The 12,837-nt window shown below is 73.9% G+C and carries 10 protein-coding genes; 9 read left to right on the top strand and 1 reads right to left on the bottom strand.

What is annotated here, in order from left to right; all coding sequences use genetic code 11:
- Positions 1 to 59: 59 nt before the first annotated feature.
- The 5 genes from ACZ6EJ_RS00765 to ACZ6EJ_RS00745 all read left to right on the top strand — a co-directional run bounded on the left by ACZ6EJ_RS00765 (position 60) and on the right by ACZ6EJ_RS00745 (position 5,054).
- Positions 60 to 779, top strand: a complete 720-nt coding sequence (locus tag ACZ6EJ_RS00765; RefSeq protein WP_469263436.1) for an urease subunit gamma — start codon at positions 60 to 62, stop codon at positions 777 to 779.
- Positions 776 to 2,734: an urease subunit alpha gene (locus ACZ6EJ_RS00760; RefSeq protein ID WP_469263435.1), complete on the top strand. Its 1,959-nt coding sequence runs from the start codon at positions 776 to 778 to the stop codon at positions 2,732 to 2,734. Before ACZ6EJ_RS00765 ends, ACZ6EJ_RS00760 begins: the two co-directional genes overlap by 4 nt.
- A gap of 77 nt (positions 2,735 to 2,811) precedes the next feature.
- Positions 2,812 to 3,486 carry an urease accessory protein UreF gene (locus tag ACZ6EJ_RS00755; RefSeq protein ID WP_469263615.1) on the top strand — a complete coding sequence of 225 codons (675 nt, stop codon included), beginning with the start codon at positions 2,812 to 2,814 and terminating at the stop codon, positions 3,484 to 3,486.
- 33 nt (positions 3,487 to 3,519) lie between these two features.
- Positions 3,520 to 4,221 (top strand): urease accessory protein UreG, encoded by a 702-nt coding sequence (gene ureG, locus ACZ6EJ_RS00750; protein WP_469263433.1) that lies wholly within the window; start codon positions 3,520 to 3,522, stop codon positions 4,219 to 4,221.
- On the top strand, positions 4,218 to 5,054 hold the full coding sequence (locus ACZ6EJ_RS00745) for an urease accessory protein UreD (protein WP_469263431.1): 837 nt from the start codon (positions 4,218 to 4,220) through the stop codon (positions 5,052 to 5,054). The genes ureG and ACZ6EJ_RS00745 overlap by 4 nt, the downstream gene beginning before the upstream one ends.
- Positions 5,055 to 5,230: 176 nt before the next feature.
- On the opposite strand, the gene ACZ6EJ_RS00740 is transcribed toward ACZ6EJ_RS00745, so the two are convergent.
- On the bottom strand, positions 5,231 to 5,899 hold the full coding sequence (locus ACZ6EJ_RS00740; protein ID WP_469263429.1) for a hypothetical protein: 669 nt from the start codon (positions 5,897 to 5,899) through the stop codon (positions 5,231 to 5,233).
- Between the two features lie 259 nt (positions 5,900 to 6,158).
- On the opposite strand from ACZ6EJ_RS00740, the gene ACZ6EJ_RS00735 reads away from it, so the two are divergent.
- From ACZ6EJ_RS00735 to ACZ6EJ_RS00720, 4 genes are all read left to right on the top strand, one after another.
- Positions 6,159 to 7,994 (top strand): NAD-dependent epimerase/dehydratase family protein, encoded by a 1,836-nt coding sequence (locus ACZ6EJ_RS00735; protein ID WP_469263428.1) that lies wholly within the window; start codon positions 6,159 to 6,161, stop codon positions 7,992 to 7,994.
- Positions 7,995 to 8,029: 35 nt separating this feature from the next.
- Positions 8,030 to 9,829 (top strand): asparagine synthase (glutamine-hydrolyzing), encoded by a 1,800-nt coding sequence (gene asnB / locus ACZ6EJ_RS00730; protein ID WP_469263426.1) that lies wholly within the window; start codon positions 8,030 to 8,032, stop codon positions 9,827 to 9,829.
- 1 nt (position 9,830) lies between these two features.
- Positions 9,831 to 11,096: an MFS transporter gene (locus tag ACZ6EJ_RS00725; protein ID WP_469263424.1), complete on the top strand. Its 1,266-nt coding sequence runs from the start codon at positions 9,831 to 9,833 to the stop codon at positions 11,094 to 11,096.
- Positions 11,097 to 11,423: 327 nt separating this feature from the next.
- A complete protein-coding gene (locus ACZ6EJ_RS00720) occupies positions 11,424 to 12,746 on the top strand; it encodes a UDP-glucose dehydrogenase family protein (RefSeq protein WP_469263422.1) in 1,323 nt (440 codons plus the stop codon).
- Positions 12,747 to 12,837 lie beyond the last annotated feature (91 nt).

Genomic DNA, 12,837 nt, shown 5'->3' with positions numbered 1-12,837 from the left:
TCGGGCCCGAACACATGAGGCTCGGGGCGGACGCCCTGGGCGTGGACGAATGCGGGGACGTGGCTGTGCACCTGACGACGCATGAGCAGGAACGCCTGATGCTGCACGTGGCGGCGGATGTGGCGGGGAAACGGCGGGCTCGGGGGGTGCGGCTCAACTACCCCGAGGCGATGGCCCTGTTGATCGTGCACGTGCTGGAAGGAGCACGGGACGGCAGGACCGTCGCCGACCTCATGTCCTCGGGCCGGAAGGTGCTGTCCAGGGATGAGGTGATGGAGGGCGTCCCGGAGATGATCGAGAACGTGCAGGTGGAGGCCACGTTCCCGGACGGCACGAAGCTGGTCACCGTGCACGGCCCGTTCCCCGAGGCGGGCGGGGACGAGGAGCCGGCGGTCTGGCCGGGGAAGGTGGAGTTCTCCCCGCGCGAGGGGGACGAGGTGGTGGTCTTCAACGAGCGCGACCGGCAGGAGGGCCGGGTCACGAGGGTGACGGTCGAGAACCCGACCGACCGCCCGGTCCAGGTCGGCTCCCACTACCACTTCGCCGAGGTCAACGACGGGCTGGAGTTCCCGCGCGCGGACGCGTGGGGCAGGCGTCTGAACATCCCCGCCGGCAGCTCCGTGCGTTTCGAGCCCGGCATCACCGAGGAGGTCGAGCTCGTGCCCATCGAGGGCGAGCGGGTGGTCCGCGGACTGCGCGGCCCCGTCGAGGGTCTTCCCGAGAAGATCGACGGCTCGCTCGACCGGACCAACGGCCCCTTCCGCAAGGAGCAGATGTGAACTCCCCGACCGGCCACCCCGACTGCGCCTGCTGCCGCACGCGGCCCGACCCCCACGCGCCCCTCCCCCGCGCCGACTACGCGGACCGGTACGGCCCGACGACCCGCGACCGCATCCGCCTCGCCGACACGGCCCTGCACATCAAGATCGAGGACGACTGGTCGGGCGGCCCCGGACGCAGCGGCCACGAGATGGTCTTCGGCGGCGGCAAGGTGATCCGGGAGTCGATGGGGCAGTCCGTGGCCCCGCGCGACCCCGGCGGCGCGTCCGAGGAGGCAGGCGCCGTGCTGCCTCCCGACACCGTCATCACCGGCGCCGTCGTGCTGGACCACTGGGGCGTCGTGAAGGCCGACGTCGCCCTCCGCGACGGGCACATCATCGCGCTCGGCAAGGCGTACAACCCCGAGACGATGGATCCGCTGCACGAGGGCTCCGTCCGCCACAACGGCATCGGCCCGAAGCCCATCGACTTCGTCGTCGGACCCGACACCGAGGTCATCGCCGGCAACGGCAGGATCCTCACCGCCGGCGGCATCGACACCCATGTCCACTTCGTCTGCCCCGGCCAGATCGACGAGGCCCTGGCCTCGGGCGTCACCACCCTCATCGGCGGCGGCACGGGCCCGGCGGAGGGCAGCAAGGCGACCACCGTCACGCCGGGGGCCTGGCACATCGACCGCATGTTCGAGGCGTTGGACGGCTTCCCGGTCAACATCGGGCTGCTGGGCAAGGGCGCGACGATGTCCAAGGCGTCCATGTACGCCCAGGTGGACGCCGGCGTCATCGGGCTCAAGGTCCACGAGGACTGGGGCGCCACCCCGGCCGTCATCGACGCGTGCCTGGAGGTCTGCGAGGAGACCGGCGTCCAGCTCGCCCTGCACGCCGACTCGCTGAACGAGGCCGGTTTCGTCCAGGACACCGTCGAGGCCATCGGCGGCCGCCCGATCCACGTCTTCCACGTGGAGGGCGCCGGAGGCGGCCACGCCCCCGACATGATCAGGATGGTGAGCGAGCCGAACGTCCTGCCCGCCTCCACCAACCCCACCCGGCCGCTGACCGTGAACACGGTCAAGGAGCACTTCGACATGGTGATGGTCTGCCATCACCTCAACCCCGCCGTCCCCGAGGACCTGGCCTTCGCGGACTCCCGGATCCGGCCCTCCACGATGGCCGCCGAAGACGTCCTCCACGACCTCGGGGCCATCTCGATCATGTCCTCGGACGCCCAGGCCATGGGCCGCGTCGGCGAAATGATCATGCGCACCTGGCAGACCGCGCACGTGATGAAGGCGCGTCGCGGCTTCCTCGCGGAGGACCAGTCGAGCGACGACGCCCCCAGGACCGCTCCAGAGAACGGGACGCCGGCGGACAGTACGCCGGCGGGCCGGCCGCCCCTGGCCGACAACAGGCGCGCCCGCCGGTACGTCGCGAAGTACACCATCAACCCGGCCCTCGCCCAGGGCATCGACGGCGTCGTCGGATCGGTGGAGACCGGCAAGCTGGCCGACCTCGTGCTGTGGGAGCCGAAGTTCTTCGGCGTCAGGCCGCACCTGGTCATCAAGGGCGGACAGATCGCGTACGCCCAGGTGGGCGACGCCAACGCGTCCATCCCCACCCCGCAGCCCGTCCTGCCGCGCCCCGTGTGGGGCGCCACCGGTCTGGCCCCCGGCTCCCTCTCGTACAACTTCGTCACCGAGCGGGCCATCGGGAAGGGGATCGCCGAGGGGCGCAAACTGGCCAAGCGGTTCAAGGCCATCACGGACACGCGCGCCGTCACGAAGGCCGACATGAAGGAGAACAGCGCGACCCCCGACGTCCGTGTCGACCCCGACACCTACGAGGTCGTCATCGGCGGAGCCACCGTGACGGACGTGACCACGTTCGTCGACGACCAGATCGTCGACCGCGCCTACGTCACCGAACTGCCGATGGCCCAGAGGTACTTCCTCTTCTGAGCCCGCCCGCGACTCCCCCCGGCGACACACGAGGCAAGGCAGAGGAAGAGATGACGACGACGAGTGGCCGATCCCCCCTGAGCCGTGCCGCGCTGTTCGTCCTGGCCGACGGGCGGTTCCCCGCCGGAGGGCACGCGCACTCCGGCGGCGCCGAAGCGGCCGTGGCCGCGGGCCGGATCAGGGACGCGGACTCGCTGGAGGACTTCTGCCGGGGGCGGTTGCACACCTCGGGCCTGGTCGCGGCGGCGCTGGCCGCCGCGGCCGCGACCGGCCACGACCCGCTGGAGCTGGACGAGGCCGCCGACGCCCGCACCCCGGCCCCGGCCCTGCGCACCACCGCCCGCAGACTCGGCCGCCAGATGATGCGGGCAGCCCGCGCCTCCTGGCCGTCGGCCGAACTGGACCGGTTGGCCGCGGCTCGGCCCCGAGGCGCCCACCAGCCCGTGGTCCTCGGCCTGGCCGCCCGGTCGGCCGGGTTGGCCCCGCTGGACGCCGCCGGCGCCGCCGCGTACGAGACCGTCAGCGGGCCGGCCACCGCGACGGTGCGGCTGCTGGGCCTCGACCCGTTCGACGCCACCGCCGCCCTGGCCCGCCTGGCGCCGGAGATGGACCAGGTCGCCGCGGCGGCCGCCCGAGCCGCGCGGCGCGTCCCCGAGGAGGGGGTCGACGCGCTGCCCGCCGCCTCCGCGCCGCTGCTGGACATCGGCGCACAGCAGCACGCCGCTTGGCCGGTACGCCTGTTCGCGTCCTGAACACCCGACGTACGACCTACGCAAGGAGCACAGATGCACCTCGGTCACGAGCTCGACGAGAAGTTCCCGCACCGCCACACCTACAGCGCCGCGGCCCCCGAACACCCCGACGGCACGAGGCGCGCCCTGCGCGTCGGGCTGGGCGGCCCGGTCGGCTCGGGCAAGACCGCCACCGTCGCCGCCCTGTGCCGGACCCTGCGCGCCGAGATGTCCATCGCCGTGGTCACCAACGACATCTACACCCGCGAGGACGCCGACTTCCTGCTGCGCGAGGCCGTCCTGCCGCCGGAGCGCATCCAGGCCGTCGAGACGGGCGCCTGCCCCCACACGGCGATCCGCGACGACATCTCCGCCAACCTGGAGGCCGTCGAGGACCTGGAGAACGCGGTCGGCCCGCTCGACCTGATCCTGGTGGAGTCCGGCGGGGACAACCTGACCGCCACCTTCTCCAAGGGGCTCGTGGACGCGCAGATCTTCGTCATCGACGTGGCCGGCGGCGACGACATCCCGCGCAAGGGCGGCCCCGGCGTCACCACCGCCGACCTCCTCGTCGTCAACAAGACGGACCTCGCCCCCCACGTCGGTTCCGACCTCGCCGGCATGGCCCGCGACGCCGGGGCCCAACGCGGCGACCTGCCCGTCGTCTTCACCTCCCTCAAGGAGGAGGGCGGCGTCAAGCCGGTCGCCGACTGGGTCCGCGAACGCCTCGTCCACTGGACCGCGGTCCGCGCATGACCCTCACCGCGCGAGGGGCCGCGCCGGCCCCCCGGAACCCGGCCGTCGGCGTACGGGCCACGGCCCGCATCACGGCGGCCGTCCGGGGCCGCACCACCACCCTGCCCGTCCTCGACGGCGACGGGCCCTTCGAACTCCGGCGCACGCGCTCACACGGCTCCGAGGCGCGCGTCTGCGTCGTCGGCGCCATGAGCGCCCCGCTCGGCGGCGACCGCCTCCGCATCGAGGCCACCGTCCACGAGGCCGCGGTGCTCCACGTCACCTCCGCCGCCGCGACCCTCGCCCTGCGGGGGCCGACCCAGGAGCACGCGGCCTACGACGTCCGCCTCACCGTCGCGGAGCACGCGGAGCTCCACTGGCTGCCCAGGCCGCTGATCTGCGCGGCCGGCTCCAACCTCCGCCAGACGTGGACCGTCGACCTCGCCCCCACCGCACGGCTCGTGCTGCGCGAGGAACAGGTGCTCGGACGCGCCGGGGAGCCCTCCGGCCGCGTGGCAACCCGCCTCACCGTCCGGCGCGGCGGGCACGTCCTCCTCGATCAGGAGGCCGCGTACGGTCCGGGCGCGCCCGGCTGGGACGGCCCGGCGGTGCTCGCCGGCAACCGTGCGACCGGGCAGGTCCTCGTCGTCGACCCGGTGTTCGGGGACAGTCCCCCGGCGGCCCGGCTGCACGGCGACGCCCCGCAGGACGGGCAGGCCGTCCTGACACCACTGGCGGGGCCCGCGGCGCTCGTCACCGCCGTCGCCCCGGACGGGCGCCGGCTGCGCCGCCTCCTCGACGCCGCGCACAGCGCTCTGCACGCGACCGCCCTCGACGCCACGCGTCGCTCCTGACGCACAGGGCCGGGGCCGGGGGCGGACGGCGGCGGGCGGTGAGGCGACCGGCGGCGCAGCGGCACCGGACCGGTTCATTCCGGCTACGGGCCGGGCCCCGCCGCCCCGCGCGCACGACCAGGTCCTCGTCCAGGACGCGAGCGGGACCACCGCCCGCCCGGTCCCGCCGCCCGCTCTCACCCGAGCGGCGGACGATCCCCGAAGAAGGCGGTCATCTCGGTCGTCCAGGGCGCCGGGGCGTCGTCGGACGCGAACCAGTCCGTGGGGCCGTTGGCGCCCTCCCAGGCGGCGTGGAGGTCGGCGAACGCGGCGAGGAAGTCCTGTGCGAGCAGCGACGCCTCGTACAGGTCCTGGTCGGGGGTCTGCGCGCTGGCCCCGACGATCAGGCCGCGGACCTCGGCGGAGTGGCCGTAGCGGAAGGCGCCGTCACCGCAGAGGTGCGGGTCGCTGTGCACGGCCTCCCCGTAGTTGCGGCCGATGCGGCGGTGGCCGGCGGCCTTGGCCGCGGCGTTCGGCAGGAAGCGGTGGCCCTCCTCGCCGATGGTGATCGCGCCGAGCACGGCGTCCTCGTGCCGCGTCCAGCGATCGGCCGTGGGGTCCAGCAGGACGAAGGCCATGGCCGGCCGGGGGTAGGGGTCGCGCGGCGCGGCGGCGGGATCGGCGTGGTGGTGGCGCCAGACGGCGGCGGCGCGGCGCAGCCCGAGTTCGAGCAGGAGGGCGTCCAGGCCGGAGTCGGAGAGCAGGTAGCGGTAGGGGTTGCGGCGGTGGCGGGCGCGGACGGTGAGGCCGTCCGGGGAGACCGCTTCGGCGGGCGGTCCCGGCGGGCTGGAGGCAAGGACGGTCATGCGAACTCCTCGGGGCGGCCGGCGGCGACGGGTCGCGGGGATCTGTCCCGCCGGCGGGACACTGGGGGCCGTTCGGGCTCCGGTCCGCGGGGAGCCGGGCACGGTCGGCAGAGTGGTATAGACCTTGATGCGGGAGGGAGGCGTGGTCAATATAAGCGGTGCCGCGGCCCCGGAGGGCCTCGTACATCACTGCTGTCGAGGGGGAGATGTGGGACCTGTAGACCGTCATGGGGCAGAGGTCAGGCTGAGCGGTGCCGTGATGGCGCACCCGAAGCGGATGCGGGAGGCCCGGCGGCTCGCCGACGCCGATCCGCGGGGGCGCATCCTGGTCACGACGGACCCGGACCCGGAGGGGCGGCCCACCGCGCTGCGCACCGCACCGGTGTCCTGGGGCTGTGTCGCGCCGGATGCCACGCACCACCTGGTGCTCCAGGACGACGTGGTGCTCGCCGAGGGGTTCTACGAGCACGCGGAGCGGGCGGCCGCCGCCGCGCCCGCCGGGGAGGCGATCTCCTTCTACGGCGGCTGGGAGGCCCGCAACGGGGCGGTCGCCCGGCTGGCGGCGCTGAGCGGCGTCGCCTGGGCGTACACCCTCCAGGAGCACGTGCCGTGCCAGGCGCTGATGCTGCCCGCCGAACTCGCGCGGGAGTACGGGGAGTTCCAGGAGAAGCACGGCGGCGGCTGGCCGTACGACGTGGTCGTCCAGCGGTTCCTCAACGAGCGCGGGGTGCCGGTCCGCTTCTGCACGCCGAGCACGGTGCAGCACGACGCCCTGCCCAGCCTCGCGGGGAACAGCTACCACGGGTTCCGGCAGGCGACCTGGTTCGACGGGACGACCCCGCTCGACGCCGGGGCGGGCGACTGCCCCCGGTTCCCGGTCGTGCCGTTCTACCAGTACGGAGACGCGCGATGCGCCGTGCGGGACGCGGACACCGGTGTCTGGGAGTACGTGGAGACCGAGCGCTGGCTGAGCCGAAACGGTTCTGCGGAGGGGTGCCTCGCGGCGTACGACGCGCCGGAGCACCGCACCGCCCGGCAGGAGCTCGGTGAGCGGATCGCCCGCGCCGTGTGGTTGACCGGGTACGCGCTCGGGGTCGTCCTCGCGGACGCCGAGGAGCCCGACCGGCGAACCGCCGCCACCGTGATGGAGACACTGGGCCCCGGCGGGCTGTGCGAGGAGTACACCGCCGAGGCTCTGCTGGCGATGGCGCCCGCCGTCCGGGACCTCGCGCTCGCGGCGATGGACGAGGGCCGCCGGGGCGTGCCCGCGCCGCCGGTCCGCGACGGCTCCGCGCTCCGCGTGTCCGGCGGCGGCGGGTTCGGCCGGCAACTGGCGGGGACCCTGGGCGACCTGGGGTTCCGGGCGCGGCACGGGGCCGACGGCGCGGACCCGCGGACCGCCTGCGCCGTCCACCTGGGCAGCGGGGACGGCGCGGGGCTCGACGAGGCGTTGGAAGCGGCGCGCGCGGCCGGGGCGGAGCGGTTGGTGTACGTCGGGTCGGCCGCCGTGTACCGGGGCCTTGGCGCCGGCGCGTTCACCGAGGAGGCGGTGGGCCCCGACGCGCCGCAGGACGAGGTGGCCCGCGGTTGGTGGGCGGAGGAGCGGCGCTGCCGGGAATGGGGCGAGGCGGCCGGCATCCCCGTACAGGTGCTGCGGATCGCCGATCCGGTGGGGCCGTACGCGCCCGCGTACACGGCCTGCGTGCGCTGGGTGGACCTGGCCTGGACGCGCCGCCCGCTGCTGCTCGACCCGCTCGGCGTGCACCAGGTCCTGGACCACCGCGACCTCGCGGACGCGATCCGCGCGGTGCTCTCCGCCCCGCCGGTCCAGCCCGTCCTCAACGTGGCTTCCGCCCGGCACGGCGAAGTGGAACTCGCCGGGCTGCTCGCCGACGTCTCCCGGCGCACGCCCTGGGAGTGGAGCCAGCAGCCGATCTCCCCGCGCTGGTCCATGGAGACCGGTCTGATCGAGCGCGAACTCGGCTGGCGGCCCACCGCTCCCCTCACGGAGGCGATGCGGGCGCTCGCCCAGTGGTACGCCTGCGACATCCACGGGGACTACGACGAGACCGTCTCCGCGGCCGCCGGCCTCTGATCCTTCCCGACTCCCCACCAGATAGGTTCACTTGCATGTCAGCGATAGCCGGATGGGTCGACTTCGCGCACGCCGCCGGAGCGCCCGACCCGACAGACGCCATGACCTCGGCACTCGCCGGGCGCGGACCGGGCGGCCAGGGGCTGTGGCGGTCGGCCCACGCCGGACTGGGACACCGGAGCGTCTCGCCCTCGGACGCGCAGCCCGTGGAGGTCGACACGGCGGCGAGCCGCGCCGTCGTGACGTTCGCGGGACGCCTCGGCAACGCGCAGGCGCTGCGCTCCCGACTGCGCTCCCTGGGCGTGGAGTTCACCTCGGACCAGGAAGCGGAGGTGGTGCTGCGCGCGTACCAGCGGTGGGGCGAGGACTGCGTCGACCGGATCGAGGGCGTCTACGCCTTCGCCGTCTGGGACGAGCGGCGCGAGGAGCTGCTGCTCGTGCGCGACCGGATGGGGGTGAAGCCGCTGTTCTACGCGCCCATGGCGCACGGCGTCCTGTTCGGGTCGGAGCCGAAGGCGATCCTGCGGCACCCCGCTTTCGCCCCGGCCGTCGACGCCGGCGGCCTCCGCGACGTCCTCTCCATCGCGCGGGTGCCCGGACACGCCGTGTTCCGGGGGATGCGCGAGGTCCGGCCCGGAGCCGTGGTCCGGATCGGCCGGGGACGCGCGCCGGTCGAGAGGGTCTACTGGGCCCTGCGGGCCGGGGAGCACGCCGACAGCCTGGACAAGACCGCCGCGACCGTCCGGGAGCTGCTGGAGACGGTGGTCTCCGAGCAGTTCGGGCCCGGTGGGGAGCCGCCCGCCTCGCTGCTCTCCGGCGGTCTGGACTCCAGCTCCCTGACAGCGCTCGCCGCCCGCGAGGCCGCCGCGCTCGGGACCGGCCCGCTCCGCAGCATCGCCGTCAACGACCAGGATTCCAACGGCGGTTCGGGCAACGAGGACCATCTCTACGCACGGATGATGGCCGAGCACGCGGGGACCGACCACCACGAGGTCTCCCTCGCGAGCCTGGACCTCCTCGATCGGCGGCTGCGCGGTGACGTCCTGGCCGCGTACGACATCCCCATCAACAAGGGCGACCAGTACGCCTCACTGCTGAGCCTGTTCCGCGCCGCCGGCGCGTACTCCCCCGTGGCGCTGTCCGGCGAGCTCGGCGACGACGTCTTCGCGGGATACAACTGGCAGCGCTTCGACCGCTGGGTGCACACCGACACCTTCCCGTGGGTCGCGGAAGGCCGGGGCCGCTTCGACGGCATGGCCACCGTGTTCGACGCCAAGCTGCTCGCGACGCTGGACCTCGCCACGTACGAACACGACTGCCACCGGGCGGCGATCGCCGAACTCGGCGCGCGCGAGGTCGTCGCCGACCCGGTCGAGGCGCGGCACCGGGAGGTCACCTACCTGGCGCTGACCCGCCATGCCCGGGTGCTCTTCGACCGGCTCGACCGGCTCGGCATGGCCGCGGGCCTCGACATCCGCGTGCCGTTCGCCGACCCCCGCCTGCTCGCGTACGCCTTCGACATCCCCTGGTCGATGAAGTCGTCCGACGGCAGGGAGAAGAGCGTGCTGCGCGCCGCCATGCGCGACGTGCTGCCCGAGCGGATCGCGATGCGCGTCAAGACCCCGTACCCGAACCTCCGGGACGATGCCTACGACCGCGTCCTGCGCGAACGCCTCCACGCCGTCGTGCGCGCCGGCGACAGCCCCGTCCTGCCGCTGCTCTCGGCCGGCCTGCGGGACGCGACGGCCCTGGAGGGGGTCGGCCGGGCGGTCCTGGAGACGGCGCTGCAACTGGACGACTGGCTACGGGTGTACGACGTCCGGATAGAGTTCTGAGATGACCGAATCCGCCTCCGCCGCCCCGAAGGCGCCGCTGTGGACCCGCAACTTCACGCTGTACTTCACGGCCCGGATCGCCTCGCTGCTCGGTGACGCGATGCTGCCCGTGGCGCTCTCGGTGGCGATGCTGGCGCTCGGGTACGGCGTCAGCGCCGTGGGATACGCCCTGGGCGCGTGGATGGGGGCGTTCGCGCTGTTCGTGGTGTTCGGGGGCGTCCTCGCGGACCGCATCCACCCGCGACCGCTGATGATCGGCGCGGACGCCGTGCGGTGCTGCCTGATCGGTGCGACGGCCGTCGCCTTCGCGAACGGGCGGCCCGGTCTGTGGTTCATCGTCGCCATCACGGCCCTCGGCGGCGTCGCGACCGCCATGTTCCAGCCGGGCGTGAACGGGCTGGTGCCGCAGGTCTCCACCGACCCGCAACGGGCCAACGGCGTGCTGCGGGTCGCCCAGGGCGTCTCCACCATGGCGGGGCCCGCGGCCGCCGGACTGCTCGTCGCGACGGCCTCCCCGGCCTGGGCGTTCACGGTGATCTCGGCGACCTTCGCGGCCAGCGGGTTGAGCCTGCTGGGCTTGCGGCTCGGCGCGTACGTCGTCGACCGCTCGGAGACCACCCTGCAGAACCTGAAGGTCGGCTGGCACGAGTTCCGCTCCCGCTCGTGGCTGTGGGCGGTCATCCTGATCTGGTGGGTGCTCGGCGTCTTCGTCTGGGGCCCGGTCGTGCCGCTCGGCGCGGCGTCGATCACCGGGGCGCACGGAAGCGCCGCGTTCGGTTACGCGGAGGGGGCGTTCGGCGCCGGCTGCGTCGTCGGCGGCCTGGTCGCCATCCGGGCCCGACCGGTGCGACCGCTGCTCGGCGGGGCGGTGGCGATGTTCCTGTTCCCGATGATGCCGCTGTCCGCGAGCCTCGCCCCGCACCTCGGGCTGCCCGCGCTGCTCCTCGGGTACGCGGTCAGCGGCGTGGGCTGGGCGTTCTGGGGAGTGCAGTGGGCGACCACCGTGCAGACCCAGATCCCCGCGGACCGGCTCAACCGGGTCTCCGCGTACGAGATCGCGGGGTCGATCCTCGCCGTTCCGCTCGGCCAGGTGATCGCCGGCCCGGCCAGTTCGCTCGTGGGCGTCCACGAGCTGCTGCTCCTCTCCGCCCTGATCAGCACCGGGTGCGCGGCCGCCCTGATCGCCACGGCCCCGATCCGGCGGCTGCGGCGCGCGGAACCGGGGCCCGGCGTCAAGCCGGCGCCGGTCCTGGACGCGCCCGTCTGATCCGCACCGGCCGCGCCGCCCGTGAGCGGGGCGCGGCCGTCAGGCAGGTGCGGCCGTGGTGGGCCGTGCCGAGGGCGGGCCGGGTCCGGATGGGCCGTGTCCGTTCCGGGCCGTTCCCGCTCTGAGCCGTTCCGTACCGAGCCGTTTCCCCATCGAGCCGTTTCCGTACCGAGTCCTGTCCGCACCCAGTCCTGTCCGCGACGAGCCGCACGTCTCCGGGCGGGCCTCGCGCGCCCGCGCGCTCCCGTGCGCGACCGCGCGGGGCGGGCCGCCTCGGCCCGTCCGTACCGACCGTCCTTCATTCCAACACCTCGAAGGGGCACGAACATGCCCAAGTCCTACCGCATGACGGTGATCGGGAGTGGTTATCTCGGCATCACCCACGCCGCCTGCATGGCGGAGTCGGGACACCAGGTCCTCGCGCTCGACATCGATTCGGAGAAGGTGGAGCGCCTCAACCGGGCCGAACTCCCCATCCACGAGAAGGATCTGGGCGACCTCCTGAAGCGGGGCGTGCGCTCGGGCCGCCTCCGCTTCACCACCTCCTACGAGGAGGCCGGGGAATTCGGCGACGTCCATTTCCTGTGCCTGGGCACCCCGCAGCGTCCCGACGGATACGCGGCCGATCTCTCGCAGCTCGACGCGGCCGTGGACTCCCTCGCCCCCCATCTCGTACGGGAATGCCTCGTCGTCGGAAAGTCGACCGTCCCCGTGGGCACCGCGGCACGGCTCGCCGACCGCATCGCACGGAAGGCGCCGGCAGGCTCCGGGGCCGAACTCGCCTGGAATCCGGAATTCCTCCGCGAGGGATTCGCGGTGGCCAACACGCTCCGGCCGGACCGCATTGTGCTCGGGGTGCGGAGCGAGCGCGCCCGGACCGTGCTCCAGGAGGTCTACGCCCCCCTCGGCGACGACATTCCCTATGTGGTGACGGATTTCGAGACCGCGGAACTGGTCAAGAGCGCCGCCAACGCCTTCCTCGCCACGAAGATCTCCTACATCAACGCGATGGCGGAGGTCTGCGAGCAGGCGGGCGCGGACGTCGTCCGTCTCGCCGAGGCGCTGGGCCTCGACGACCGGATCGGCGCGAGATTCCTCCGTCCGGGCCTCGGGTTCGGCGGGGGATGCCTGCCCAAGGACATCCGTGCGCTGTGGACGCGGGCCGAGGAGTTGGGCGCCGGGCAGGCCCTGGGCTTCCTGCGCGAGGTCGACGCGATCAATTCGCGCCGCCGGGACCGCGTGGTGGAGCTGGCTCGGGAGCTGGTCGGGGGCGCCCTCGCCGGGGTCGAGGTGGCGGTGCTCGGCGCGGCGTTCAAGCCGGACTCCGACGACATCCGGGACTCGCCCGCACTCGCGGTGGCGGCGGCCCTGGAACAGCGCGGAGCGGTGGTGTCCGTGCACGATCCGGCCGCCCTCGACCACGTCCGCAAGGCGCACCCGGCGTTGAACTGCGCCGCGTCGGCGGTGGCCGCGGCCCAGGGCGCCCAGGTGGTGCTGCTGCTCACGGAGTGGAGCGAGTACGCGGAGCTGGCGCCCGAGGACCTGGCCGGAGCGGTCGCCGCACGGCGGATCGTGGACGCCCGGCACGCGCTCGACGGGGACCGGTGGCGGGCGTCGGGGTGGGAGTACCGGGCGATGGGACGGCCCTGAGGCGGCGCTCCGGTGCGCGGCCGCCGGTCGACCGCTCATTCTCGGCCAATCGAACCCCAGCCATTGTCAGGGGCATGAAGGACGACCACGA

This window comes from Streptomyces sp. NPDC041970 (genome assembly GCF_055588985.1).
The sequence above is the reverse complement of the archived record's forward strand: the minus strand, read 5'-3'. Positions and strand labels throughout refer to the sequence as shown.

Excerpts from the sequence above, each read along its gene's own strand:
- ureG (WP_469263433.1), top strand. The coding sequence starts at position 3,520 with ATGCACCTCGGTCACGAGCTCGACGAGAAGTTCCCGCACCGCCACACC.
- ACZ6EJ_RS00745 (WP_469263431.1), top strand. The coding sequence starts at position 4,218 with ATGACCCTCACCGCGCGAGGGGCCGCGCCGGCCCCCCGGAACCCGGCC.
- ACZ6EJ_RS00740 (WP_469263429.1), bottom strand. The coding sequence starts at position 5,899 with ATGACCGTCCTTGCCTCCAGCCCGCCGGGACCGCCCGCCGAAGCGGTC.
- ACZ6EJ_RS00735 (WP_469263428.1), top strand. The coding sequence starts at position 6,159 with ATGGCGCACCCGAAGCGGATGCGGGAGGCCCGGCGGCTCGCCGACGCC.
- asnB (WP_469263426.1), top strand. The coding sequence starts at position 8,030 with ATGTCAGCGATAGCCGGATGGGTCGACTTCGCGCACGCCGCCGGAGCG.
- ACZ6EJ_RS00725 (WP_469263424.1), top strand. The coding sequence starts at position 9,831 with ATGACCGAATCCGCCTCCGCCGCCCCGAAGGCGCCGCTGTGGACCCGC.
- ACZ6EJ_RS00720 (WP_469263422.1), top strand. The coding sequence starts at position 11,424 with ATGCCCAAGTCCTACCGCATGACGGTGATCGGGAGTGGTTATCTCGGC.